Here is a 24,219-nt window from a genome sequence, read left to right as displayed (position 1 = left end):
GACGCCTTCGCGAGCAAGCCCGCTCCCACACTGAATCTGCGCCATGTAGAGATCCAATGTGGGAGCGGGCTTGCTCGCGAAGGCAGGCGCCGCGGTATTACTGCCCGCTACGCATCATCTCTTTCGGCACATACTTGCCGATCTCGAACTTGCCGATCGCCGCACGGTGCACTTCGTCCGGGCCGTCGGCCAGGCGCAGGGTGCGCTGCATCGCGTACATGTAGGCCAGCGGGAAATCGTTGGAAACCCCTGCCCCGCCATGGATCTGGATCGCCCGGTCGATCACCCGCAGCGCAACGTTTGGCGCGACGACCTTGATCTGTGCGATCTCGCTGCGGGCCACTTTGTTGCCAACGGTGTCCATCATGTACGCCGCCTTGAGTGTCAGCAGGCGTGCCATGTCGATTTCCATCCGCGAATCGGCGATCTTGTCGACGTTACCGCCCAGCCGCGCCAGGGGCTTGCCGAATGCCGTACGGCTCACCGAGCGCTTGCACATCAGTTCCAGCGCACGCTCGGCCATACCGATCGAACGCATGCAGTGGTGAATCCGGCCCGGACCAAGGCGACCTTGAGCGATTTCGAAACCGCGTCCTTCGCCCAGCAGGACGTTTTCGTACGGCACCCGGACGTTTTCAAACAGCACTTCGGCGTGACCATGAGGCGCATCGTCGTAACCGAACACCGGCAGCGGACGCACAATCTTCACGCCGGGGGTATCGACCGGCACCAGAATCATCGAGTGCTGGGCGTGGCGTGGCGCGTCCGGATTGCTCAGCCCCATGAAAATCAGGATTTTGCAGCGTGGGTCGCAAGCACCCGAGGTCCACCATTTCTTGCCGTTGATCACCCACTCATCACCATCGCGCACCGCACGGGCGGCCATGTTGGTGGCGTCGGAGGACGCCACGTCCGGTTCGGTCATCGCGAATGCCGAGCGGATCTCGCCGCGCAGCAAGGGTTCGAGCCAGCGTTGCTTCTGTTCTTCGTTGGCATAACGCACCAGCACTTCCATGTTGCCGGTGTCCGGTGCCGAGCAGTTGAACGGCTCTGGCCCCAGCAGCGAGCGCCCCATGATTTCCGCCAGCGGCGCGTATTCAAGGTTGGTCAGGCCGGCACCGAGCTCAGACTCAGGCAGAAACAAATTCCACAACCCTTCAGCCTTGGCCTTGAGTTTGAGTTCTTCCATGATCGCGGTCGGCTGCCAGCGGTCGCCCTCGGCGACCTGGCGCTCGAACACGGCTTCGGCGGGATAAACGTAGGTGTCCATGAACGCTGTTACGCGCTCACGCAGTTCCTGAACCTTGGGCGAATAAGCGAAATCCATGAGCGAGATACCTTCTTGGGGGAGGTTGTTTAGATCATGCAATCGATGCTAGAACAGCCATGAAAATTTACCTAGCCTATTCTCGGCGTGTATAAACATTCATCACCGATATATGATCGGCTGATCGTCAAGGTCAGCCCGCCCACACAATAAGAGAGCCGCGTAATGAATCTGAGCAAGGTCGATCTCAACCTTTTCATCGTCTTCGACGCGATCTACACCGAAGCCAACCTGACCCGCGCCGGGCAGATTGTCGGCATCACCCAACCGGCGGTGTCGAACGCTCTGGCCCGCCTGCGCGAGACCTTCAACGACCCGCTGTTCGTACGCACGGCCCAGGGCATGGTGCCGACGCCCATGGCGCAGAACATCATCGGCCCGGTGCGCAATGCGCTCTCACTGCTACGCGTGTCGGTGCAGGAAAGCCGCATTTTCAACCCGCAGCAAGCGGTCAAGACCTATCGCATCAGCATGACCGACCTCACCGAAGCGGTGATCCTGCCGCCGTTGTTCCAGCGCCTGCGCCGCCTGGCGCCGACGGTGATCATCGAGAGTTTTCTGTCCAAACGCCGCGAGACCACCAAGGAACTGGCGGCCGGCCGCCTGGACTTTGCGGTCGATGCGCCGCTCAACACCGACCCGCAAGTGCGTCACGTCAAGTTGATGGAAGACCGCTACGTGTGCGCCATGCGCAAGGGGCATCCGCTGGCGGGCAAGGAAAAACTCACGCTGGATGATTACCTGAGCCTGACCCACATCCATATTTCCAGCCGCCGCAGCGGCCTCGGCTATGTCGACCTGGCGCTGGGCAAGATGGGCATCCAGCGCAAGATCGCCCTGCGTTCCCAGCATTACCTGATGGCCTCGCAGGTGTTGCAGCAGACGGACATGGTCATGACCGTGCCGGAACGCTTCGCCCGCCGTAACGACCTGCACGCCTTTTATCTGCCGGTCAACGATGTGCCGCCGGTGGAAACCCACCTTTACTGGCACGAAAGCACTGACCAGGACCCGGCGAACCGCTGGATGCGCGAGCAAATGATCGAGCTGTGCCAGCAGGTGACGGCGCAGGAGAAGAAGCTCGAGAAGGTGTAAAGGCGTCACACCGCGTTATCGTTCTTCGCGAGCAAGCCCGCTCCCACATTGGATCTTCAGTGGACACAATACTGGTGCCCTGCACAGATCCCTGTGGGAGCGGGCTTGCTCCGGGCGGCGTTCCGACGAAGGGGCCAGCAAGAACACTGAAAATTCACGCCCCTTGACGTAAACGTCAACCTGCCATTAGCTTAGCGCCATGACCTTTTGCGAGCGCTTCCATGAGCAGCCAGACCTACAGCATTTCCGACCTCGCCCGCGAGCTCGACATCACCACCCGCGCCATTCGCTTTTATGAGGAGCAAGGCCTGCTCAGCCCCGAGCGCCGTGGTCAGGAACGCATTTACTCGCCCCGGGACAAAGTCAGCCTGAAGCTGATCCTGCGGGGCAAACGCATCGGTTTCTCGCTGGCTGAATGCCGCGAGCTGATCGAGCTTTACGATCCGTCCAGCGGTAACACCAAACAGTTGCACAGCATGCTGGCGAAAATCAGCGAGCGCCGTGAGCAGCTTGAACAACAGTTGCTGGACATCGAACAGATGAAACTGGAGCTCGATACTGCCGAAGAGCGCTGCGTACAGGCGCTGGAGCAGACCCTCAAAAGCCAGGAATCGATTCAATAAATCCACACCGCCCCCCTGTAGGAGCGAGCTTGCTCGCGATGGTCGTTAACGATAACGCGTGTTTGCTGGATAAACGCGGTGCCTGAGAACCCATCGCGAGCAAGCTCGCTCCTACAGGTTTCTCCGAACAATCAGCACAGGTCGAAGCCCATGTCCCTCCCCTCCCACGTACGCATTGTCGAAGTCGGCCCGCGCGACGGCCTGCAAAACGAAGCCCAACCCATCAGTGTTGCCGACAAGGTGCAACTGGTCGATGCACTGACCGCAGCCGGGCTCGGCTATATAGAAGTCGGCAGTTTCGTGTCGCCCAAGTGGGTGCCGCAGATGGCCGGCTCCGCCGAGGTTTTCGCGCAGATCCAGCGCAAACCGGGTGTGGTCTATGGCGCACTTGCTCCCAACCTGCGCGGTTTTGAAGATGCCCTCGCCGCCGGGGTCAAGGAAGTGGCCGTGTTCGCCGCGGCGTCCGAAGCGTTTTCCCAGCGCAATATCAATTGCTCGATCAGCGAAAGCCTGGAGCGTTTCGCGCCGATCATGGAGGCCGCCAGACAACAGGGAGTGACCGTGCGCGGGTACGTGTCCTGCGTGCTGGGCTGCCCCTATGAAGGTCACATTCCCCCGGAGCAAGTCGCTTTGGTCGCTCGCGAGCTCTATGCCATGGGCTGCTACGAGGTCTCGCTGGGGGACACCATCGGCACCGGCACCGCTGGCGCGACGCGGAAAATGTTCGAAGTGGTAGCAAAGGATGTACCCCGTGAAAAACTCGCCGGGCACTTCCACGACACCTACGGCCAGGCCGTGGCCAACATTTACGCCAGCCTGCTGGAAGGTATCTCGGTGTTCGACAGCTCCATCGCCGGTCTCGGCGGCTGCCCCTATGCCAAGGGCGCCAGCGGTAACGTCGCGACCGAAGACGTGGTTTACCTGCTGAACGGCCTGGGTATCGCCACCGGAATCGACCTCGATGCCCTGATGCTCGCCGGTCAACAGATTTGCAGCGTATTGGGTCGCCCGACCGGTTCCCGCGTGGCCAGGGCTCGCAGCGCACAGTGAGTGGGTTGAGTGTGTCCGGGTGTTACCGCGCAGACTCAAACGTGGGCACAAGCGAGTAACACGGAAACAAAATGTAGGGTTTTGCCTGAGTCGAAAAACCCTGCAAAACCGTAAAACGTTGATTTTAAAGGACTTTAAAAAGTTGGCACGGCTCCTGCTATATCTATCGCATAACAAGAATAAAAAAATTGCGGCAACCCTAATAAAAACAAGACGTAACGACTCTGACATAATAAAAACAACACGGCAGAGACGCAGCTAACAGATTTTTTTGGAGAAGATGTGCTTTTCAGGGTGCTTTTCGAAGTGACCCGCGACCAGACAGAGAATAATAAAACTACCTTCAGGTAGCTCCCGTACTGGTTGGATCGCTCAGCGAAAAAGCAGATCAGCGCTCAAAAAAATACGTTTGCTCTTGATCCCGGATGGGGATCGCCAAAAACAGCGGTAAAGGGCAACGGTTGCCAAAAACAACAACAGACCGACCCTCAATAATAAAAAAAGAGCACGCGCAACGACAAATTAAAGGGGAGCTTCGGCTCCCCTTTGTGCTGTCTGGCATTCAGGTTTTCCTCGATCAAAACTGTGGGAGCGGGCTTGCTCGCGAAGACGGTGCTTCAGTCAATACATGTATCGACTGATCCGACGCCTTCGCGAGCAAGCCCGCTCCCACATTAGGTTGTGTTCAGCCTTTGTTGATGCGCAACTCCTCGATACTGATCTCGCGCATCCGGAATTTCTGGATCTTGCCGGTCACGGTCATTGGAAACTCTTCCACGAACTTGAAGTAACGCGGCGTCTTGAAGTGCGCGATGCGCTCCTTGCACCAGGCTTGCAGCTCTTGTTCGGTAGCGCTGTGGCCGGGGTGGAACTTGATCCAGGCAACGATCTCTTCGCCGTAGCGCGAGCATGGAATGCCGATTACCTGAACATCCGCAACGGCCGGATGCGTGAAGAAAAACTCTTCCAGCTCCCGCGGGTAAATATTCTCACCGCCACGGATGATCATGTCCTTGTTGCGCCCGGCAATACACACGTACCCCTCATCGTTCATGCTCGCCAGATCACCGGTGTGCATCCAGCCTGCCTGATCGATGGCTTCTGCGGTGCCTTCGGGGTTGTTCCAGTAACCCAGCATCACGCTGTAACCGCGAGTGCACAGCTCACCGATGGTGCCCCGCGGTACCAGGTTGCCGGCTTCGTCGATGATCTTGCTTTCAAGTTGCGGCTGGGTGCGGCCGACGGTGGTCACGCGCAGTTCCAGGTCGTCTGAAGGACCGGTCTGCAATGACACCGGACTGGTTTCCGTCATGCCGTAGGCAATCTGCACTTCGCTCATATGCATTTCGCTGATGACCCGACGCATCACTTCAATAGGACAGGTTGCGCCTGCCATGATCCCGGTGCGCAGGCTCGACAGATCGAATTCGGCACGTTGAGGTTGATCGAGCATGGCGATGAACATAGTCGGCACGCCGTACAGCGCCGTGGCTTTTTCGTCAGCCACAGTGCTGAGGGTCAGCAACGGATCGAACGCGTCGTTCGGATAAATCATCGTGCTGCCATGGGTGATGCAGCCGAGATTGCCCATGACCATGCCGAAGCAGTGATACAAGGGCACCGGGATCACCAGGCGATCGGCCGCCGTCAGGCCCAGGCTTTCACCGACCATGTAACCGTTGTTGAGAATGTTGTAGTGACTGAGGGTCGCGCCCTTGGGGAAACCGGTAGTGCCAGAGGTGTACTGGATATTCACCGGCTGATCGAAATGCAGGCTGTTCTGGCGCTCATGCAGTTGCTCGACCGTCACGCTGTCCGCCAGACCGGCCAGTTGCGACCAGGGCAGGAACCCCGACGGCGGCTGGGCATCCAGGCTGATTACGCCACGCAACTGCGGCAACCGCTCGCTCTGCAGTTTGCCGATGGATTGCTCGGCCAGCTCGGGCACCAGGCCCTGCAGCATCGCGTGATAGTTCGAGGTCTTGAAGGCGCCGGCACACACCAGCCATTGGCAGCCGGACTGCTTGAGTACGTATTCGAGTTCGGAACTGCGATACGCCGGATTGATATTGACCAGGATCACGCCGATTTTCGCGGTGGCAACCTGGCTGATGCACCACTGCGCACAGTTCGGCGCCCAGATACCAAGGCGGTCCCCGGCTTGCAGCCCCAGCGCCAGCAGCGCCCTGGCGTGCAGGTCCGCAGCCTCGGCCAGTTGCCGCCAGGTGTAACGCAGCTGTTGATGGCGCACCACCAGCGCCTCCCCGTCCGGGTACTGCGCGACCGTGTTGTCGAACGCCTGGCCGATGGTCATCGCCAGCAAGGCTTTGTCCTGGGAACCACGGGTGTAACTGCGTTGCGGGCTTGCACTGGGTTGATCCATGACGACCCCTATTGTCTTTATTTATGGGCTACCGGCGGTCCCTTGTGGGAGCGGGCTTGCTCGCGAAAGCGGTGTATCAGACAACATGAATGTCGACTGACAGGACGCCTTCGCGAGCAAGCCCGCTCCCACAGGATGGGTCCGCGTTCTATCTTGAACTGCCTCTACTCTCGCTCAAGTTGACGTTAACGTAAAGGGTGATTGACAGCCATTCGTCACAGGCTTACGTTAACGTAAAGGTGAGAACCCAATCACGGCCCTCCCCCGCCCCACAAAAAAGCCAAAAGGTGACCCATGAGCTATCCATCCCTGAACTTTGCCCTCGGTGAAACCATCGACATGCTGCGCGATCAGGTCCAGTCCTTCGTCGCCAAGGAGATCGCCCCGCGCGCCGCTCAGATCGACATCGACAACCTGTTCCCCGCCGACCTGTGGCGCAAATTCGGCGACATGGGCCTGCTGGGCATTACCGTGCCGGAAGAGTACGGCGGCGCTGGCCTGGGTTACCTGGCTCACGTGGTCGCCATGGAAGAAATCAGCCGCGGCTCGGCCTCGGTGGCCCTGTCCTATGGCGCCCACTCCAACCTCTGCGTCAACCAGATCAACCGCAACGGCAACCACGAACAGAAATCCAAATACCTGCCGAAGCTGATCAGCGGCGAGCACATCGGCGCGCTGGCCATGAGTGAGCCGAATGCCGGTTCCGACGTGGTCTCGATGAAACTGCGCGCGGACAAGCGTGGCGACCACTACGTGCTCAACGGCAGCAAGACCTGGATCACCAACGGTCCGGACGCCAACACCTACGTGATCTACGCCAAGACCGACCTGGAAAAGGGCCCCCACGGCATCACCGCGTTCATCGTCGAGCGCGACTGGAAAGGCTTCAGCCGCAGCAACAAGTTCGACAAGCTCGGCATGCGCGGTTCGAACACCTGTGAGCTGTTCTTCGATGACGTCGAAGTGCCGGAAGAAAACATCCTCGGCGTACTCAACGGCGGCGTGAAAGTGCTGATGAGCGGCCTCGACTACGAGCGCGTCGTCCTTTCAGGTGGCCCGACCGGCATCATGCAGGCGTGCATGGACCTGATCGTGCCGTACATCCACGACCGCAAGCAGTTCGGCCAAAGCATCGGCGAATTCCAACTGATCCAGGGCAAGGTCGCCGACATGTACACCCAGCTCAACGCCAGCCGCGCCTACCTGTACGCCGTGGCCCAGGCTTGCGAGCGCGGCGAAACCACGCGCAAGGACGCCGCCGGCGTGATCCTCTACAGCGCCGAACGCGCCACGCAAATGGCTCTGGACGCGATCCAGATTCTCGGTGGCAACGGCTACATCAATGAATTCCCGGCCGGCCGTCTGTTGCGTGACGCCAAGCTGTACGAAATCGGCGCGGGCACCAGTGAGATCCGTCGCATGCTGATCGGTCGCGAACTGTTTAACGAGACGAAATGAATTTCGTCAGCTGCAAGCGGCAAGCTTCAAGCGACAAGCAGAAGCGATCCTCTTGCAGCTTGAAGCTTGCCTCTTAAAGCTGCTTACGGAGTAAGCCATGATTCTGCATACCCAGCTCAACCCTCGTTCAGCGGAGTTCGCCACCAACAGCGCGGCGATGCTCAAGCAGGTCGACGCGCTGCACACCCTGCTCGCCCAAGTGGCACAAGGTGGCGGCCCGAAGGCTCAGGAACGCCACACCTCGCGGGGCAAACTGCTGCCTCGCGAGCGCATCAACCGCTTGCTCGATCCGGGTTCGCCGTTTCTGGAGATCAGCCAACTGGCGGCGTATGAGGTGTATGGCGAAGACGTCCCCGCTGCGGGCGTGATTGCCGGGATCGGTCGTGTGGAAGGCGTCGAGTGCATGATCGTCGCCAACGACGCCACGGTAAAAGGCGGCTCGTATTACCCGCTGACCGTGAAAAAACACCTGCGCGCCCAGACCATTGCCCAGCAGAACCGCCTGCCGTGCATCTACCTGGTGGATTCGGGCGGCGCCAACCTGCCGCGTCAGGATGAAGTGTTCCCTGACCGTGAGCACTTCGGCCGGATCTTCTTCAACCAGGCCAACATGAGCGCCATGGGCATTCCGCAGATTGCCGTGGTCATGGGCTCCTGCACCGCTGGCGGCGCCTACGTGCCGGCGATGGCCGACGAAGCGATCATGGTCCGCGAACAAGCGACGATCTTCCTCGCCGGTCCGCCGCTGGTGAAGGCTGCGACCGGTGAAGTGGTCAGCGCCGAAGACCTCGGCGGGGCCGATGTGCACTGCAAGATTTCCGGGGTGGCCGACCATTACGCCGAGAGCGATGAACACGCTCTGGCACTGGCGCGCCGCAGTGTGGCCAACCTCAACTGGCGCAAGCAAGGTGAGGTTCAGCAACGCACACCAATCGCCCCGCTCTACAACAGCGACGAGTTGTACGGCGTGGTGCCGGCCGATGCCAAGCAGCCGTTCGACGTGCGCGAAGTGATTGCGCGACTGGTGGACGGGTCGGTGTTCGACGAGTTCAAGGCGCTGTTCGGGACAACGCTGGTCTGCGGTTTTGCTTACCTGCACGGTTACCCGATCGCTATCCTCGCCAATAACGGCATTCTTTTCGCCGAAGCGGCGCAGAAAGGCGCGCACTTCATTGAACTGGCATGCCAGCGCGGCATTCCGTTGTTGTTCCTGCAAAACATCACCGGCTTCATGGTCGGCCAGAAATACGAAGCCGGCGGTATTGCCAAGCACGGCGCGAAACTGGTGACGGCGGTGGCTTGCGCCAAGGTGCCGAAGTTCACGGTGATCATCGGCGGCAGCTTCGGTGCCGGTAACTACGGCATGTGCGGTCGCGCCTACGATCCGCGCTTCTTGTGGATGTGGCCAAACGCACGCATCGGGGTGATGGGCGCCGAGCAGGCGGCCGGCGTGCTGGTGCAGGTCAAGCGCGAACAGGCCGAACGCAGCGGCCATGGGTTCAGTGCCGAGCAGGAAGCCGAGATCAAGCAACCGATCCTCGACCAGTACGAAGAACAGGGTCACCCCTACTATTCCAGCGCGCGCCTGTGGGACGACGGTGTCATCGACCCGGCCCAGACCCGCGACGTACTGGCCCTGGCCTTGTCCGCGTCGTTGAACGCGCCAATCGAACCGAGCCGCTTCGGCGTGTTCCGGATGTGATTTTTTTGCTGTAGGAGCGAGCTTGCTCGCGATGGACGTTAACGATAACGCGTGTTTTCTGGAAAAACGCGCCGCCCTGTAGTCCATCGCGAGCAAGCTCGCTCCTACACAAGAGCCGTGGAGACGGACAACATGAGCGACTTCAACACCCTCGAACTGCTGAGCGATCCGCGTGGTTTTGCCACCCTGTGGCTCAGCCGTGAAGAAAAGAACAACGCCTTTAACGCCGAAATGATCCGCGAACTGATCATCGCCCTCGACAAAGTCGCGAGCGATGCCAGCCTGCGATTCCTGATCGTGCGCGGCCGTGGCAAGCACTTTAGCGCCGGCGCTGATCTGGCCTGGATGCAGCAATCGGCCGAACTCGATTACGCCACCAACCTCGATGACGCCCGGGAACTGGCGGAGTTGATGTACAACCTGGCCAAACTCAAAGTGCCGACCCTGGCCGTGGTGCAAGGCGCAGCCTTCGGCGGCGCGCTGGGCCTGATCAGTTGCTGCGACATGGCCATCGGTGCCGATGACGCGCAGTTCTGCCTGTCGGAAGTGCGCATCGGCCTGGCACCCGCGGTGATCAGCCCATTCGTGGTGCAAGCCATCGGCGAGCGCGCGACCCGGCGTTATGCCCTGACGGCTGAGCGCTTTGGCGGGCAACGGGCACGGGAAATCGGCCTGTTGTCGGAGAGCTATGCCAGTGCCGAGCTGGAACAGAAAGTCGAGCAGTGGATCGACAATCTGCTGCTCAACAGCCCGGCGGCCATGCGCGCCAGCAAGGATCTGTTGCGCGAAGTCGGCGACGGCTCATTGACCCCGGCATTGCGCCGCTACACCGAAAACGCCATCGCCCGCATCCGCGTCAGCCCCGAGGGGCAGGAAGGCCTGCGTGCCTTCCTGCAAAAACGTCCGCCGAGCTGGCAAGCCGAAACCACCAAGGAGCCCCGTTGATGAGCGCACCTGTCCTCACCACCCTGCTGGTGGCCAACCGTGGCGAAATCGCTTGCCGGGTGATGCGCACCGCCAAGGCCCTGGGCCTGACGACCGTGGCCGTGCACAGCGCCACCGACCGTGACGCCCGGCACAGCCGCGAAGCCGACATTCGCGTTGACCTGGGTGGCAGCAAAGCCGCCGACAGTTATCTGCAGATCGACAAGCTGATCGCCGCCGCCAAGGCCAGCGGCGCCCAGGCGATTCACCCCGGCTATGGTTTTCTGTCGGAGAACGCCGGATTCGCCCGCGCCATTGAAAACGCCGGTCTGATTTTCCTCGGCCCACCGGCCTCGGCCATCGACGCCATGGGCAGCAAGTCCGCGGCCAAAGCCCTGATGGAAACCGCCGGCGTGCCACTGGTGCCTGGTTATCACGGCGAAGCCCAGGACCTGGAAACCTTCCGCGCCGCCTGCGAACGCATCGGCTACCCGGTGCTGCTCAAGGCCACCGCGGGCGGCGGCGGCAAAGGCATGAAAGTGGTCGAGGACGTCAGCCAGCTGGCCGAAGCCCTGGCCTCGGCGCAGCGTGAGGCGCAATCGTCGTTCGGCGATTCGCGGATGCTGGTGGAGAAATACCTGCTCAAGCCACGTCATGTGGAAATCCAGGTGTTCGCCGACCAGCACGGCAACTGCCTGTACCTCAACGAGCGTGACTGCTCGATTCAGCGCCGGCACCAGAAAGTCGTCGAAGAAGCCCCGGCACCGGGCCTGAGCCCGGAACTGCGGCGCGCCATGGGTGAAGCGGCTGTGCGTTCGGCGCAGGCCATCGGCTACGTCGGTGCCGGCACCGTCGAGTTTTTGCTGGATGCCCGCGGCGAATTCTTCTTCATGGAGATGAACACCCGCCTGCAAGTCGAACACCCGGTCACCGAAGCCATCACCGGTCTCGACCTGGTGGCCTGGCAGATTCGCGTGGCACGCGGTGAAGCGTTGCCGATGACTCAGGATCAGGTGCCGCTGGTGGGTCACGCGATCGAAGTGCGGCTGTACGCCGAAGATCCAGGCAATGATTTCCTGCCGGCGACCGGTCGCCTGGAGCTGTATCGCGAATCCGCCCCGGGGCCTGGGCGCCGGGTGGACAGCGGCGTCGAAGAAGGCGATGAAATTTCGCCATTCTACGACCCGATGCTCGGCAAGCTGATTGCCTGGGGCGAGGATCGTGAACAGGCACGGTTGCGCCTGCTGAGCATGCTCGACGAGTTCGCCATCGGCGGGTTGAAAACCAACATCAACTTCCTGCGGCGCATCATCGGTCACCCGGCGTTCGCCGCTGCCGAACTCGATACCGGCTTCATTCCGCGCTATCAGGAACAGTTGCTGCCGGCGCCAGCACAACTCGGCGATGAGTTCTGGCAAGCCGCCGCCCAGGCATTTGCCCAGAGCCAGCCGCACGCAACCCGTGCCGATGACCCGAGCTCACCGTGGGCGGCGCCTAATGGTCTGCGTGCCGGTTTGCCGAGAGAAATCACTCTGCACTTGAGTTGTGAAGGCCAGGACCGTGCACTGACGCTGGGCGATATCAATGCTCACAGTGCCCGGCTCAAGGGTGAGCATCTGTTGACCGAGCAGGCTGGCGTGCGCCGTCAACACCGGGCAATACGCCGTGGCGAGCATGTGTATTTGCAGTGGGATGGCGAATTGCACCGCATCGAGGCCTATGACCCGATCAGCGCCGTCGAGGCCAGCCACAGCCATCAGGGCGGGCTGACCGCACCGATGAACGGCAGCATCGTCCGCGTGCTGGTGGAGGCCGGGCAATCGGTCGAGGCCGGGGCGCAGTTGGTGGTACTGGAAGCGATGAAAATGGAGCACAGCATTCGCGCGCCCCATGCCGGGGTGATCAAGGCGCTGTATTGCCAGGAAGGCGAGATGGTCAGCGAAGGCAGTGCACTGGTCGAACTGGAAGAAGCGTGAAATGAAGATGGGTCCTGCGCATTGCCAGGACCCATCTGATCAGAACCTGGCGGTTGCCTGAACCACTACGCCGATGATTCGACACTCATCGGCGTACAAGGCTTTCGGATACGTCGGATTGAGCGGGACCAGATAACGCTGACCACCCTCTTCGATCAGCTTGCGAAACGTGGCTTCGGTGCTGTCCGGCCACTGGGCAATGACCAGTTTGCCAGGCACGGCTTCCACGGCCGGGTCCACCAGAATCAACATGCCTTCCGGGATGCTGATGCCATTGGGCGCGGTCATCGCATCGCCTGCCACTCTCAACCAGAATGCCGGCCCCCGGGCGTGGTAATCGGACAGTTCATAGCGCTCCTTGCCGTACACCGGGACCTCGCCGTCGCGCACTTCGGCAGGCTCGTGCCAGTCACTGATCGGATAGCGAAAGTACGGGTTGTACTTGCGGGTCAGGGGGATTTCGTCGTCCGTTGACGCCTGCGGTTCCCGGATCACCAGCGCCACCTCGAGAAACTCCAGGCCCAACGCCTGCAGCACACGGTTCATGTCATCGATGCCGGGTTCACGACGTTTGTTGAGCCAGTGGCCAATGCCGCCCTGGGACATCCCGAGGCGCTCGGCGAGTATCTCTTGAGTGATTTTGAGTTCACTCATCTTGGCCTTGACCAATTCAATCCATTTATCCATGTGCGGCACGATACGTGGGCGCCTCCGACCATCAAAACACAAATTGTAGTATTTAAATCCTCGTCACAAATACAGTTCGTATTAGGATCGACTCACGGATCTGAATCTAACACGGAGCTTGCCATCGCCATGAACCCACCCGCCAATGACCTGCCGGACGCGCAAATCGACACTACCCTCACCTCATCCCTGGACTCGGCGGCGGCACAACGCGCGCTGGACTATTACCTGAAACCTGCCGTTTCGGAGGAAGTGGCCGAGTCGCGTTTTTTTGATGTCAACCGCAACATCAGCGGCGAAGAGGCGCTGGTCCATGCCTTGGACCTGCTGCGCTGTGCTGCCGCCACTGCATACGAATCAGCCAGTCACCTGCAAGGCGTAAACCGTGACCTGGCGTTTTCGACGGTGCACATGATCGACATGGCCAAGGCGATGGTCGATCGTTCGCTGGAAAAGTATGAAAACACTTGAAGTGAGAAGGTAAATCGAGAGGACAGGAAAGAATTTTCCTGCCGCGCAGGTAAAAATGCTTGACCCGCAAACGAGAATGATTATTATTGCTTCAGCTGGTCGCGAGATCAGTCGATGGACCAGGTGACCTTAGGTCGGTCTCCTGGACTATCTCCTCATCAGGCTAATCACGGTTTTTGACCCGGCTTTTTGCCGGGTCTTTTTTTTGCCAGTTTTTTCTGGCTTTGGCTTCAGGCTAATGAAGTCTTTGGGTGCCGCAAATTCGATGGCGCGGATGATATCAAAAGAATTCCAGTTGGCAAGAGAAGCCCGGCATCATGGGTTCAAACCAGCGACAGATAGCACTTGAGAATCAATCGCATAGCCTCTAAGCTGCGTCGGCGTCAAGGAGGACGCCCCCCCTGCAACCCGCAATTTCCCTCGGTTTCACCCCTCTCTTGCGTGTAAAGTAGCCGCGATAAAAATCATATTCAGGACCCGATTATGACCGTGGGCAAATCCTCTTTCGACATCAGTGCCAACTTCGACAGCGGCAACATCCAAGTCATCGACATCAGCGATCCGCTCAAACCGCTTCTGGCCATTCGCCCGGACACCCGCAGCGCCCATTTCCAGTGGTTCCACTTCAAGGCCAGCGGCCTGCATGTCGGCCAGGAGCACTGGTTTCGCCTGAACAATGCCAGCCAGTCCTCCTATAACAAGGCCTGGACCGGCTATCAGGCGGTGGCGTCCTACGATCACGTCAACTGGTTCCGCGTACCCACCATTTTCGAAGGCGACTGCCTGCGCTTCAGCCTCGAAGCCGAGCAGACCCACGCCTGGTTCGCCTACTTCGAACCCTACAGCCGTGGCCGCCACGACTGGCTGATCGAACAGGCGCTGAGCAAGGCCGGTACCGAACTGCTAGCCACCGGCAAGAGCGTCGAAGGCCGTGACATCCAGTTGTTGCGCAAAGGCACCGGGGCCGAAGGCCGACGCAAGGTGTGGATGATCGCCCAGCAACATCCGGGCGAACACATGGCCGAGTGGTTCATGGAAGGCGTGATCGAACGCCTGGAAAAACACGACGACCCGGTGCTGAACAAACTGCTGGCCAGCGCCGACCTGTACCTGGTGCCGAACATGAACCCGGACGGCGCTTTCCACGGTCACCTGCGCACCAACGCCATGGGCCAGGACCTCAATCGTGCCTGGCAGAGCGCCACCCAGGAAATCAGCCCGGAGGTCCTGTTCGTTCAGCAGCAGATGGAAAAGCATGGCGTCGATATGTTCCTCGACGTTCACGGCGATGAGGAGATCCCTCACGTGTTCACCGCCGGCTGCGAAGGCAACCCCGGTTACACGCCGCGGATCGCAAAGCTCGAGGAGCACTTCCGCAGCCACCTGAAGCACACCACCAAAGACTTCCAGACCAAGTACGGCTACACCCGCGACGAACCGGGCCAGGCCAACATGACGCTGGCCTGCAACAGCGTCGGCCAGAAGTACGACTGCCTGTCGCTGACCCTGGAAATGCCGTTCAAGGATCATGATGATCATCCGAATCCGTTGACGGGCTGGTCGGGCAAGCGGTCGAAGCAGTTGGGGAAGGATGTGCTGACCACGCTTGCGGATATGGTCGATACCCTGCGCTGATTCGACTACATAGCGACGTGGCCTGACAAAAGGCCACGTCACTCACTTGAGCATTTATGGCCTTGCAACAACGGAATTGCTCGGGACTGAAACCAGTCCAATAGAACTAACAGCCTTAACAAAGTACAGCGCCTCCCCTGAAATATTGGTTGCGGTAAACGTTAGCGCTGTACTGTCTCCAATTTTTTTTGGTAAATTTTCATAAGCAACCTCCACACTGTATATTTCATATCGAACGGCTTCAGGTGATGCGTTCCAGCTAAAAGTAATCGTACTAGCAGTTGACCCAACTTTGGCAAAGTTTCCTGGCGCGGTTGGCCGGGAGGGAGCGTAAGAGGATAGCCGCTCAGCATTTTCGCGCCATATACGCGCTGTATCTGCGGTTACAGCATCCCCACGCGGCAAACCGAACTCATCGTTCAGAGCAGGTGTTGAATAGTACCCCGTTGACTCTCCACACAAAATCGTAGAAGTCTTCCCATTGTTATACCCATAATGGTATTTAGCCCCGCCGTTGGAATTGCAATGAATACTTCCAGCATTGTGACCTACCTCATGCCTATACGTATTGATGCTACGTGCCAATCCAATACCCGCACGGCCTCCTATATTCCCCCAACCTGTGGCCGTATCCTCTGGAGTCGAATCAAAAAAACCATAAATTATGTCAGGTACGTATTCGGCCATGCCTGCAGAAAAAATCGTTCTTAATTGCCCCAGGGTCCCGGTCGTTGTTGGGTAATTCTGCTCCACTACCTGAATCCCGACCAATCTAAGTGAAACATTGGAAACCTCTGAGATTCTCAAGGCTAAGTTAACAGACTCTATTTGTGATAACGCATGGGCCATCACATCCCCGCCTACTCGATTAACCGCCGCACGAGAATAGCCCAACAAGACATCAACAATTTTGGGATCCTCGCTGGCTGAATTTACCAGCGCCGTGGCAACTTTTTCATCGGGACTTGGAATGCCGTCCTCGACTGCCGGATCAAATTTCGGCTCTGGACTAAACGTACTCAAGCCTTGTTTGTTGACTAAAAACAGCCCGCTTTTGCCTGGCTTATTGACTAACGAGACAAGACTTCCATTTGCCGTACGCACCGTCACCAGCGAACCCTCGGACTTATCTGGCATGCGCAGCTTGCCACTCTCAACGGTATAACCATCAATAACCTTCGAACTCGAACGTTCGAAAACCGCCGGCGCAATCAAGTCCGCATACAGCTCTGCTGTCGATTTACTCGCAACATTTTCGACAACCCAGCTTTTCGGTTCTCCGGAGTCAGTCGTCGGCGGATGCGCACAAGCACCGAGTATCACCGCCAAACACACTAACGACAGCCCGAAAAAAGCGCGTCGTATGGAACGCACGCCTGCAGTCTTGAACATGGTTCGTCTCCCTGAATGGCACGATCAGTGCTGTCCGACTGGCCCCATTCGGGACCACTGCAGTCTTTGAGCATTGAACGTGCTTTTTCAGATCAGCGAAACTGTCAGAGTTGACAGGTAAGCAGACGATCACCCTGTGACAAAAGCCAAATCACAGCCCAGCGTGATCAACCGCGATCCTTACCCCGCAACATACTGTCCAGCACTTCATCTCGCCGCACCCAACCGTGAAACAACGCCGCCGCCAGATGCAGCAACACGGTCAGAAACAACAGATACGCCAGATACCCATGCGCCTTGCGCAAAAACGCGAACAGCTGCGCATTCGCCGACACAATCGACGGCAGTTGCAACGAACTGCTGAGCATGACCGGTTCGCCCGAGGCCGAAATCATCGCCCAACCCAGCAGCGGCAAGACCAGCATCAGTGCATACAACAAGACGTGCGAAGCCTTGGCCGCCAGCGCTTGCCAACCCGGCAGGTCCGCTGGCAGCGGTGGTTGCGTGGAGGAGAAACGCACCACCAGCCGCACGATCACCAACAGCAAAATCGCGACCCCCAAGGGTTTGTGCAAATGGATCAGCCATTCATGCCGCTCGGACACCGAGGCGACCATGCCGGCACCGATAAACAGCATGGCGATGATCATCAGCGCCATCAGCCAGTGCAGCAGGCGTGCCAGCGGGGCGAAGTGGTTCGGTTGAGTGCTCATTGCCGGGTCTCCTGTGTGGCGGCGGGCAACTGGCTGACTTCACTGGTGCGACGCAGGTAGGAATTGGCGTAACCGGCTGAACGAGCGGCGAGCAAAGGGTCGTCGGAACCTTCGATCCCGGCAGGCAACACCAGCGGATCGTAATTGATGTCACGGCATTCGCCGTTGAGTTGCGGCTGAGTCTTTTCAAGCACCAGCGTGCCGGCATTCAACACCTTGCGTCCTTCGGGCCAGGCCTTGCTGGCGTCGTTCACCGGATCGCCGGGGTTGGCCAGGGTGATGTTCAGTTGCCAGCGCAACGGGCCTGCGGCGATTCGCTCGACCAGGTCTTTCTCCAGGAAATCACTGCCCTCCGGCGCCGTGGCCCCGGGTGCGTCCTGGGCCAGAGGCACCATGTTCCAGCGCACGGCCTGGCGTTGACCCGCCGCGTTGACCAGGTAGAACGCATTGACGCTGTTGTAGTTTTCGGTCACATAACTGGCCGACGGCTTGGCGGTTTTGATCCAGGCCAGGAAGGGCGCCGCTTCCGGGTGCGAAGCAAAGAATGCGGGCACAGCCTTGGGGTCCGGTTTGCCGGTGGCCGGGTCTGGTGACTGGGCTTTTTGCAATTGATAGAACGCCTCGGGCGTGCCCACCGGGAACACCGGCATGCTGTTCATCCCGGTGCGCCACTGCTGGCCGTTGGCCTGAGTGAAGCGCAAGGCCATGCTGCGGATCGGCACGGCACTGTCCGGCGCGTAGGGGTTACCGGCCGGCAAGGCGAAACGCCCGACCACCGGCGTCTGCGCCTCATTGAAGACCTGAGCGGTGGAATAGCTGCGCGCCTCACCACTGCTCTCGAAATGCCCGATCACGCACACGCCTTTTGAATGGTTGCGACGGAAACCCGGATGCACGCCGTTGTTGGTTTCCAGCACGTTGATCAGTTTCTTCGGGGTCAGGCGCTGTGGGTCGAAGGTGCCGTTGACATAGGCAAACGCCCCTGCCAGTGCGGCAACGACCACGGCAATGCCAGCCAGACGCAACGTCAGGCTGGCCGCACTCAAGGGTGGCCGGGTGGGCGGTGATGATCGATCTACCATGAAAGACTCCAGGGCCATCGGCCACAAGTGAGAAGAATCAAGCAGACGAACCGCACACAGGTTTATTCCCACACGCGGTATTTATTTTTTCTGACGTGGAATAACCTCCAATACCGAGCGTCTTCCTGGTCCACTGTCCAGCGTAGTGACTAGCCAGAACTTCATGAACGATATCGACGAACAACTCAGAGAAATCATTCCCCGATTGCGACGGTTCGCCGTGTCGCTGACGCGCAACCCGAGCAGCGCTGACGATCTGGTGCAGGCCAGTCTGGAGCGTGCGCTGTCGAGTTGGGCTGGCAAACGCGCCGAGGGCGACTTGCGCGCCTGGCTGTTCTCGATTCTGTATCGGCAGTTTCTCGATGCGCACCGCCGCTCCCGGCGCTACGCGCGCATGCTCGACTTTTTTACCGGCCGTGACGATGCCCAGCCCTCGGTGGAGCGCACCGTCATTGCTCAATCGACCCTCAATGCCTTCGATCAACTGCCCACCGAACAACGCGCGCTGCTGCTCTGGGTCTCGGTAGAAGGCTTGAGTTACAAAGAGGTCGCCGAGATTCTCGACGTACCCACCGGCACCGTGATGTCCCGCCTGTCCCGGGCTCGCCAGGCCCTGCGCCAACTCAGCGATGGCGAAATCAACCGCCCCTCCCTGCGGAGACTCAAATGATCAGCATGCCCCCCAGCGAGCGAGACCTGCACGCCTACGTCGACCACCAACTGAGCGACGCCGACCGGCGCCTGGTGGAGACTTTTCTCACAAGCAATCCGGAGATTGCCGACCAAGTGCGGGCCTGGCAGCAAGATGCCCAGCAACTGCGCGCGGCCCTGAGTGGCGTATTGCAACAACCGACCAATCCTGAACTCGATCCGGCCATGATTCGCCAACGCCTGAAATGCCAATCGCGGCGACATCTGGCCAGCGCGGCCGTATTGCTGATCGCGGTCAGCATCGGCGGCTTCAGTGGCTGGCAGGCCCGTGAGATGACCTTCACTGGCGCACAGCTGCCGATGACCGATGCGCTGCAGGCCTATCGTCTGATTGCCCAGCAAGGGATCCTGCCAGCCGACTACAAGGCCAGCGACGACGGCGACATGCAGAGCTGGCTCGACCGTTATTTCACCCAGGCCAATCGCTTGCCTGACCTGTCGGGGGCAGGCTTCAAACCGGCCAGCGGGCGCTTGCTCAGCACCGAACAAGGGCCTGCGGCGATGGTGGTCTACGAGAATCAGTGCGGGCAGAAAATCAGCTTCTACGTGCGCCCACCGGGACCGAAAAACTTCATGCTGCCAAGAGGCAGTCGCAGTGATGGCGACTTGCAGGCCGAGTATTGGTCGGGGGGCGGTTACAACTATGCAATGGTCAGCCCGGCGGATACGCCGGCGGCGCAGATGCTGAAGCAGACCGTGCAGTTTTAGTCACACCCACAGAACATGAATGGAACACTGTTCTATTGTGGGAGCGGGCTTGCTCGCGAAAGCGGAGTGTCAGTCGACATTCATTTATCTGATACACCGCCTTCGCGAGCAAGCCCGCTCCCACAGGGGATCTGTGGTGACTCACCCCTGTCCAAATACTTGAGAAGGCCGGCGCAGCAATGGATCGAACGGATTGATCCGCGGCCCGATCAATGCCGCTTCGCGCTTGAGCATCTCCACCACCGTCGGCAATCGATCCGGCCCCAGGCGGTCACTCACAGTCGCCACGCTCAACGCCGCCACCGCCCGCCCCTCACGATCGAGAATCGGCACCGCCACCCCGGCCATACCCTGCAGCACACCGGTGTTGCGCCCGGCGTAACCGAGCTTGCGCACGCTCTCGACTTCCGAGCGCAGGAACACCTCGTCATACAGATGGAAGTCCTTCAGCCGCGGCAGGTTGTAATGGATCACCGTGTCGCGCTCCTCTTCCGGCAGGAACGCCAGGATTGCCAGGCTGCCCTGCCCCACCCCCAACGCCACGCGCCCGCCGATGTCACCGGTGAACGTACGAATCGGAAACGGCCCTTCACTGCGATCCAGGCAGATTGCATCAAAGCCGCTGCGCGCCAGCAGAAACAACGAATCCCCCAGCGATGCCGAAAGCCGCAGCAGTGCCGGGCGCACCAGTTCGCGCAGGTTGCCGCTATTGCCCGCACGGGCGGCCAAGGCGAAAAAGTCCAGGCTCAGGCGGTAGCGCTTGCTGCGCGCGTCCTGCTCGACCATGCCCTCGTCCATCAGACTGCGCAATAAACGATGGGTCGTCGGCTGCGACAAACCGATGTGTTGCGCCAGTTGCGTCACGCGCTCACCGTCCTCGACGGTATCGCCCAACGCACGCAGCACCGCAAACAGTCGTGAGACAGCGCCGACACCGACATCATTTTTATTTTCATTCCGCTCAGTGGAATCAGACATGTATTTTCTCAACGATTAATTTACTCACCGAATGAAACTGAAAATAGTTAGCGCTTCAGTGAAATAGGCCATTGAGCCCATCCTAGTCTTCGTCCTAATCTGCGTCCAGACAGGGGCGATTCGAACAACAGCGGCAGCCGACTCAAGTCGAGCGCCAACGCCCCCCCCCCCGGAAACATTTTTTTCGTATCTGCCCATACAAAAAAGCGCGCCTTCGGGCGACGCATAACAATCTCAGGTGGAGGCGCAGTCATGGCTTTTTTGCAACTTGAAAAACTCGGCAAACGATACGGTGAAATCGACGCCGTGGTCGCCACCGACCTCTCGGTGGAGAAAGGCGAATTCGTTTCCCTGCTCGGTCCTTCCGGATGCGGTAAAACCACCACCCTGCAAATGATCGCCGGGTTCGTTGAAGTCACCAGCGGGCGTATCGTCCTGGACGGTCGTGACATCACCCATGCCAAGCCCGCCAGCCGTGGCCTGGGTGTGGTGTTCCAGAGTTACGCGCTGTTCCCGCACATGACCGTCAAGGACAACGTCGCCTTCGGCCTGCGCATGCGCAAGGTGCCGAATGCCGAGATCCAACAGCGGGTTGAGCGGGTTCTGAAACTGGTTCGCCTGCACCAGCACGCAGAGCGCTACCCACGGGAGCTGTCCGGCGGCCAGCGCCAGCGTGTAGCTCTGGCTCGGGCTTTGGTGATCCAGCCACCGGTGCTGCTGCTCGATGAACCGCTGTCCAACCTCGACGCCAATCTGCGCGAAGAGATGCAGTTCGAGATCCGCCGCATCCAGCGTGAGGTCGGCATCACCACGCTGATGGTCACCCACGACCAGTCCGAAGCCCTGTCGATCAGCGACCGCGTGGTGGTGATGCAGGCCGGACGCATCACCCAGATCGACGCGCCCTACACCCTCTACGAACACCCGCGTACCGAGTTCATTTCCGGGTTCGTCGGCAAGGCCAACCTGCTGCCCGGTGAACGCGATACGGCCGGTGTGGTTCAGGTGTGCGGACGTGGCGATGGCGACCTGACCCTGAGCCTGCGTCCGGAGAAAATCGATCTGCGCGAGGCTGGCGCTGGTCGCCTGCAAGGCAAGGTCAGCAGCCGTTTCTTCCTCGGCAGCCAATGGCTGTACGGTGTGTCGACGACCCTGGGCGAACTCTGCGTGGTGCGCCGCAACGATGGCTCGGCACCATTGAGCGAAGGCACGGCGGTCGGCCTTGACTGGGACGCGGCGCTGTTGCGGGTGCTGAGTGTCGACGAGGTGACGGCATGAGTGCACTCGCCGCCATTCGCCTGGGGCGCCAGGGTTACCTGCTGTCGGCACCTGCCCTGGCGTTGTATGTCAGCCTGCTGGTGATCCCGTTGATGCTGACGTTGCTGCTGTCGTTCAACGTCTTCGACTACGGCTCGGGGATCAAGGGCGACGCCTACACCGTCGAACACTACGGCAGCCTGCTGGGCGATCCGTACTTCTACGAGATTTTTCTGCGCACCCTGTGGATCAGCGCCCTCACCACCTTGCTCTGCGTGCTGATCGGGGTTCCCGAGGCGTACATCCTCAGCCGCATGGGTGCGCCGTGGCGTTCGATTTTTTTGATCCTGATCCTCACGCCGCTGCTGATCTCGGTCGTAGTACGCGCCTTCGGCTGGAGCCTGCTGCTCGGCGCCGACGGCCTGGTCAACCAGACCCTGCAAGCCTTCGGCGGCTCGCCGATGAAGCTGCTCTACACGCCGTTCGCGGTGGTGATTGCGTTGGTTCACGTGATGCTGCCGTTCATGATCATTCCGGTGTGGACCTCGCTGCAGAAACTCGACCCGGCCGCCGAACAAGCCGCGCTGTCGCTGGGCGCCGGTCACTTCACGGTGATTCGCCAGGTGGTATTGCCGCAGATCATGCCCGGCATCCTGTCTGGCACCCTGATCGTATTCGGCCTCGCCGCCAGCTCCTTCGCCATTCCCGGCCTGCTCGGCGGACGTCGCCTGAAGATGGTCGCCACGCTGATCTACGACCAGTACCTGTCGGAACTCAATTGGCCCATGGGCGCGGCCATCGCCGTGGCTCTGCTGCTCATCAACCTGCTGATCATGCTGTCGTGGAACCGCATGATCGAAGGCCGCTACAAGAAGTCATTGGGATAATTCGTCATGTCCAGGAACGGTTCTTTCGCCCTGCTGTTTCACACCCTGGTGGTGCTGTTCATGCTCGCTCCGTTGGTGGTGGTGTGCCTGGTGGCCTTCACTCCGGAGAACACCCTGAGCCTGCCGACCACCGAGTTTTCCCTGCGCTGGTTCCGGGCCGTGTTCGAGCGCGCCGACTTTGTCGATGCCTTCTATAACAGCCTGATTCTGGCGTTCAGCGCGGCCAGTCTGGCGACACTGATTGCCGTGCCGGCGGCGCTGGCGATCACCCGCTTCGAATTCCCTGGCCGGGACTTTTTCAATGGGCTGTTTCTGTCGCCAATCATCATTCCGCACCTGGTACTGGGTGTGGCGCTGCTGCGTTTGTTTGCGCTGATAGGGGTCAACGGCAGCTTCGCCTGGCTGATATTCGCTCACGTGTTGGTGATCACACCCTATGTGCTGCGCCTGGTGCTGGCCTCGGCCATCGGCCTGGATCGCAGCGCCGAACACGCCGCGCAATCCTTGGGTGCCGGGCGTTTCACGCTGTTCCGGCAGATCACTTTGCCGATGATCCTGCCGGGGGTCGCCGGTGGCTGGCTGCTGGCATTCATCAACAGTTTCGACGAAGTCACCCTGTCGATCTTCGTCACCTCGCCGGCCACGCAAACCCTGCCGGTACGCATGTACGTCTACGCCACCGAATCCATCGATCCGATGATGGCGGCGGTGTCGGCACTGGTCATCGCGCTGACCGCGCTGACCATGATTCTGCTCGACCGGGTCTATGGCCTGGATCGGGTTCTGGTGGGCAAACAATGAGGACGCCATGGCGCTGCTGAAACGACTGGTCGAAGGCGACCGCCCGGTCCTGGACTTTACTCTCGACGGCCAACCGGCCAGCGGCTTGCTCGGCGACACCGTGCTGACTGCGGTGCTGACCTGCAGCGATCACCTGCGCGGCAGCGACTTCAGCGCCGAACCCCGCGCCGGCTTCTGCCTGATGGGCGCCTGCCAGGACTGCTGGGTGCGCCTGGGCGATGGCCGCCGGGTACGTGCGTGCTCGACGTTGCTGGAAGCCGGGCAACACATCAACCGCGAACCGGGGCGATCGATATGAACACCCATTCCCACTACAGAAACCGAATCCCCTGTGGGAGCGCGCTGGCTCGCGAAAGCGG

22 protein-coding genes are annotated in these 24,219 nt (G+C 60.0%); 15 read left to right on the top strand and 7 right to left on the bottom strand.

Features of this window, described 5'->3' with window-relative positions:
- Positions 1 to 97: 97 nt before the first annotated feature.
- Positions 98 to 1,327 carry an acyl-CoA dehydrogenase gene (locus tag AC3WN7_RS15415; RefSeq protein ID WP_095966522.1) on the bottom strand — a complete coding sequence of 410 codons (1,230 nt, stop codon included), beginning with the start codon at positions 1,325 to 1,327 and terminating at the stop codon, positions 98 to 100.
- A 165-nt stretch (positions 1,328 to 1,492) separates the two neighbouring features.
- On the opposite strand from AC3WN7_RS15415, the gene AC3WN7_RS15410 reads away from it, so the two are divergent.
- From AC3WN7_RS15410 to AC3WN7_RS15400, 3 genes are all read left to right on the top strand, one after another.
- Positions 1,493 to 2,422, top strand: a complete 930-nt coding sequence (locus AC3WN7_RS15410) for a LysR family transcriptional regulator (RefSeq protein ID WP_007970503.1) — start codon at positions 1,493 to 1,495, stop codon at positions 2,420 to 2,422.
- Between the two features lie 221 nt (positions 2,423 to 2,643).
- Positions 2,644 to 3,045 (top strand): MerR family transcriptional regulator, encoded by a 402-nt coding sequence (locus AC3WN7_RS15405; RefSeq protein WP_007980992.1) that lies wholly within the window; start codon positions 2,644 to 2,646, stop codon positions 3,043 to 3,045.
- Between the two features lie 150 nt (positions 3,046 to 3,195).
- Positions 3,196 to 4,095, top strand: a complete 900-nt coding sequence (locus tag AC3WN7_RS15400; RefSeq protein ID WP_095966523.1) for a hydroxymethylglutaryl-CoA lyase — start codon at positions 3,196 to 3,198, stop codon at positions 4,093 to 4,095.
- Positions 4,096 to 4,780: 685 nt separating this feature from the next.
- Here AC3WN7_RS15400 and AC3WN7_RS15395 read toward each other — a convergent pair.
- Positions 4,781 to 6,478, bottom strand: coding sequence for an AMP-binding protein (locus AC3WN7_RS15395; RefSeq protein WP_102674657.1), 1,698 nt, complete (start codon positions 6,476 to 6,478; stop codon positions 4,781 to 4,783).
- Between the two features lie 294 nt (positions 6,479 to 6,772).
- Between AC3WN7_RS15395 and AC3WN7_RS15390 the strand changes: the two genes are divergently transcribed.
- From AC3WN7_RS15390 to AC3WN7_RS15375, 4 genes are all read left to right on the top strand, one after another.
- Positions 6,773 to 7,936 carry an isovaleryl-CoA dehydrogenase gene (locus tag AC3WN7_RS15390; RefSeq protein ID WP_102674656.1) on the top strand — a complete coding sequence of 388 codons (1,164 nt, stop codon included), beginning with the start codon at positions 6,773 to 6,775 and terminating at the stop codon, positions 7,934 to 7,936.
- Between the two features lie 97 nt (positions 7,937 to 8,033).
- Positions 8,034 to 9,638: a carboxyl transferase domain-containing protein gene (locus AC3WN7_RS15385; protein WP_102674655.1), complete on the top strand. Its 1,605-nt coding sequence runs from the start codon at positions 8,034 to 8,036 to the stop codon at positions 9,636 to 9,638.
- A gap of 132 nt (positions 9,639 to 9,770) precedes the next feature.
- Positions 9,771 to 10,583, top strand: coding sequence for a gamma-carboxygeranoyl-CoA hydratase (locus AC3WN7_RS15380; protein ID WP_007981004.1), 813 nt, complete (start codon positions 9,771 to 9,773; stop codon positions 10,581 to 10,583).
- Entirely contained in the window at positions 10,583 to 12,538 is a 1,956-nt protein-coding gene (locus AC3WN7_RS15375) for an acetyl/propionyl/methylcrotonyl-CoA carboxylase subunit alpha (protein ID WP_102674654.1), read from the top strand. The genes AC3WN7_RS15380 and AC3WN7_RS15375 overlap by 1 nt, the downstream gene beginning before the upstream one ends.
- A 39-nt stretch (positions 12,539 to 12,577) precedes the next feature.
- On the opposite strand, the gene AC3WN7_RS15370 is transcribed toward AC3WN7_RS15375, so the two are convergent.
- Positions 12,578 to 13,225, bottom strand: coding sequence for a LexA family protein (locus AC3WN7_RS15370; RefSeq protein ID WP_095966528.1), 648 nt, complete (start codon positions 13,223 to 13,225; stop codon positions 12,578 to 12,580).
- A gap of 129 nt (positions 13,226 to 13,354) precedes the next feature.
- On the opposite strand from AC3WN7_RS15370, the gene AC3WN7_RS15365 reads away from it, so the two are divergent.
- Together AC3WN7_RS15365 and AC3WN7_RS15360 are read left to right on the top strand one after the other, a co-directional pair.
- Complete coding sequence (locus tag AC3WN7_RS15365; protein ID WP_095966529.1) at positions 13,355 to 13,696, top strand: DUF6124 family protein; 342 nt, start codon at positions 13,355 to 13,357, stop codon at positions 13,694 to 13,696.
- A gap of 483 nt (positions 13,697 to 14,179) precedes the next feature.
- The gene (locus AC3WN7_RS15360; protein ID WP_095966530.1) at positions 14,180 to 15,331 is read left to right on the top strand and encodes a M14 family metallopeptidase; all 1,152 of its coding nucleotides are present in this window, start codon (positions 14,180 to 14,182) and stop codon (positions 15,329 to 15,331) included.
- Positions 15,332 to 15,385: 54 nt separating this feature from the next.
- Here the strand turns inward: AC3WN7_RS15360 and AC3WN7_RS15355 are convergent, their stop codons facing one another.
- From AC3WN7_RS15355 to AC3WN7_RS15345, 3 genes are all read right to left on the bottom strand, one after another.
- A complete protein-coding gene (locus AC3WN7_RS15355) occupies positions 15,386 to 16,723 on the bottom strand; it encodes a hypothetical protein (protein ID WP_102674653.1) in 1,338 nt (445 codons plus the stop codon).
- Between the two features lie 167 nt (positions 16,724 to 16,890).
- Positions 16,891 to 17,436, bottom strand: a complete 546-nt coding sequence (locus AC3WN7_RS15350; RefSeq protein WP_102674652.1) for a cytochrome b — start codon at positions 17,434 to 17,436, stop codon at positions 16,891 to 16,893.
- Positions 17,433 to 18,518, bottom strand: a complete 1,086-nt coding sequence (locus AC3WN7_RS15345; RefSeq protein WP_102674651.1) for a catalase family peroxidase — start codon at positions 18,516 to 18,518, stop codon at positions 17,433 to 17,435. The genes AC3WN7_RS15350 and AC3WN7_RS15345 overlap by 4 nt, the downstream gene beginning before the upstream one ends.
- 163 nt (positions 18,519 to 18,681) lie before the next feature.
- Between AC3WN7_RS15345 and AC3WN7_RS15340 the strand changes: the two genes are divergently transcribed.
- A complete protein-coding gene (locus AC3WN7_RS15340) occupies positions 18,682 to 19,188 on the top strand; it encodes an RNA polymerase sigma factor (RefSeq protein ID WP_095966533.1) in 507 nt (168 codons plus the stop codon).
- Entirely contained in the window at positions 19,185 to 19,937 is a 753-nt protein-coding gene (locus AC3WN7_RS15335) for an anti-sigma factor family protein (protein WP_102674650.1), read from the top strand. The genes AC3WN7_RS15340 and AC3WN7_RS15335 overlap by 4 nt, the downstream gene beginning before the upstream one ends.
- A gap of 141 nt (positions 19,938 to 20,078) precedes the next feature.
- On the opposite strand, the gene AC3WN7_RS15330 is transcribed toward AC3WN7_RS15335, so the two are convergent.
- The gene (locus AC3WN7_RS15330) at positions 20,079 to 20,915 is read right to left on the bottom strand and encodes an IclR family transcriptional regulator (protein WP_102674649.1); all 837 of its coding nucleotides are present in this window, start codon (positions 20,913 to 20,915) and stop codon (positions 20,079 to 20,081) included.
- 252 nt (positions 20,916 to 21,167) lie between these two features.
- Between AC3WN7_RS15330 and AC3WN7_RS15325 the strand changes: the two genes are divergently transcribed.
- The 4 genes from AC3WN7_RS15325 to AC3WN7_RS15310 are packed head-to-tail and all read left to right on the top strand — an operon-like array spanning position 21,168 to position 24,158.
- On the top strand, positions 21,168 to 22,193 hold the full coding sequence (locus AC3WN7_RS15325) for an ABC transporter ATP-binding protein (protein WP_095966536.1): 1,026 nt from the start codon (positions 21,168 to 21,170) through the stop codon (positions 22,191 to 22,193).
- On the top strand, positions 22,190 to 23,059 hold the full coding sequence (locus AC3WN7_RS15320; RefSeq protein ID WP_007992817.1) for an ABC transporter permease: 870 nt from the start codon (positions 22,190 to 22,192) through the stop codon (positions 23,057 to 23,059). Before AC3WN7_RS15325 ends, AC3WN7_RS15320 begins: the two co-directional genes overlap by 4 nt.
- A 6-nt stretch (positions 23,060 to 23,065) precedes the next feature.
- Positions 23,066 to 23,860 (top strand): ABC transporter permease, encoded by a 795-nt coding sequence (locus AC3WN7_RS15315; RefSeq protein ID WP_095966537.1) that lies wholly within the window; start codon positions 23,066 to 23,068, stop codon positions 23,858 to 23,860.
- 7 nt (positions 23,861 to 23,867) lie between these two features.
- Positions 23,868 to 24,158 (top strand): (2Fe-2S)-binding protein, encoded by a 291-nt coding sequence (locus AC3WN7_RS15310; RefSeq protein WP_102674648.1) that lies wholly within the window; start codon positions 23,868 to 23,870, stop codon positions 24,156 to 24,158.
- Positions 24,159 to 24,219: the final 61 nt, after the last annotated feature.

Source organism: Pseudomonas sp. FW305-70 (assembly GCF_058783925.1).
The sequence above is the reverse complement of the archived record's forward strand: the minus strand, read 5'-3'. Positions and strand labels throughout refer to the sequence as shown.

What these genes read in the sequence shown, in the direction of transcription:
- AC3WN7_RS15415 (WP_095966522.1), bottom strand. Translation starts at nt 1,327, where the DNA reads ATGGATTTCGCTTATTCGCCCAAGGTTCAGGAACTGCGTGAGCGCGTA.
- AC3WN7_RS15410 (WP_007970503.1), top strand. Translation starts at nt 1,493, where the DNA reads ATGAATCTGAGCAAGGTCGATCTCAACCTTTTCATCGTCTTCGACGCG.
- AC3WN7_RS15405 (WP_007980992.1), top strand. Translation starts at nt 2,644, where the DNA reads ATGAGCAGCCAGACCTACAGCATTTCCGACCTCGCCCGCGAGCTCGAC.
- AC3WN7_RS15400 (WP_095966523.1), top strand. Translation starts at nt 3,196, where the DNA reads ATGTCCCTCCCCTCCCACGTACGCATTGTCGAAGTCGGCCCGCGCGAC.
- AC3WN7_RS15395 (WP_102674657.1), bottom strand. Translation starts at nt 6,478, where the DNA reads ATGGATCAACCCAGTGCAAGCCCGCAACGCAGTTACACCCGTGGTTCC.
- AC3WN7_RS15390 (WP_102674656.1), top strand. Translation starts at nt 6,773, where the DNA reads ATGAGCTATCCATCCCTGAACTTTGCCCTCGGTGAAACCATCGACATG.
- AC3WN7_RS15385 (WP_102674655.1), top strand. Translation starts at nt 8,034, where the DNA reads ATGATTCTGCATACCCAGCTCAACCCTCGTTCAGCGGAGTTCGCCACC.
- AC3WN7_RS15380 (WP_007981004.1), top strand. Translation starts at nt 9,771, where the DNA reads ATGAGCGACTTCAACACCCTCGAACTGCTGAGCGATCCGCGTGGTTTT.
- AC3WN7_RS15375 (WP_102674654.1), top strand. Translation starts at nt 10,583, where the DNA reads ATGAGCGCACCTGTCCTCACCACCCTGCTGGTGGCCAACCGTGGCGAA.
- AC3WN7_RS15370 (WP_095966528.1), bottom strand. Translation starts at nt 13,225, where the DNA reads ATGGATAAATGGATTGAATTGGTCAAGGCCAAGATGAGTGAACTCAAA.
- AC3WN7_RS15365 (WP_095966529.1), top strand. Translation starts at nt 13,355, where the DNA reads ATGAACCCACCCGCCAATGACCTGCCGGACGCGCAAATCGACACTACC.
- AC3WN7_RS15360 (WP_095966530.1), top strand. Translation starts at nt 14,180, where the DNA reads ATGACCGTGGGCAAATCCTCTTTCGACATCAGTGCCAACTTCGACAGC.
- AC3WN7_RS15355 (WP_102674653.1), bottom strand. Translation starts at nt 16,723, where the DNA reads ATGTTCAAGACTGCAGGCGTGCGTTCCATACGACGCGCTTTTTTCGGG.
- AC3WN7_RS15350 (WP_102674652.1), bottom strand. Translation starts at nt 17,436, where the DNA reads ATGAGCACTCAACCGAACCACTTCGCCCCGCTGGCACGCCTGCTGCAC.
- AC3WN7_RS15345 (WP_102674651.1), bottom strand. Translation starts at nt 18,518, where the DNA reads ATGGTAGATCGATCATCACCGCCCACCCGGCCACCCTTGAGTGCGGCC.
- AC3WN7_RS15340 (WP_095966533.1), top strand. Translation starts at nt 18,682, where the DNA reads ATGAACGATATCGACGAACAACTCAGAGAAATCATTCCCCGATTGCGA.
- AC3WN7_RS15335 (WP_102674650.1), top strand. Translation starts at nt 19,185, where the DNA reads ATGATCAGCATGCCCCCCAGCGAGCGAGACCTGCACGCCTACGTCGAC.
- AC3WN7_RS15330 (WP_102674649.1), bottom strand. Translation starts at nt 20,915, where the DNA reads ATGTCTGATTCCACTGAGCGGAATGAAAATAAAAATGATGTCGGTGTC.
- AC3WN7_RS15325 (WP_095966536.1), top strand. Translation starts at nt 21,168, where the DNA reads ATGGCTTTTTTGCAACTTGAAAAACTCGGCAAACGATACGGTGAAATC.
- AC3WN7_RS15320 (WP_007992817.1), top strand. Translation starts at nt 22,190, where the DNA reads ATGAGTGCACTCGCCGCCATTCGCCTGGGGCGCCAGGGTTACCTGCTG.
- AC3WN7_RS15315 (WP_095966537.1), top strand. Translation starts at nt 23,066, where the DNA reads ATGTCCAGGAACGGTTCTTTCGCCCTGCTGTTTCACACCCTGGTGGTG.
- AC3WN7_RS15310 (WP_102674648.1), top strand. Translation starts at nt 23,868, where the DNA reads ATGGCGCTGCTGAAACGACTGGTCGAAGGCGACCGCCCGGTCCTGGAC.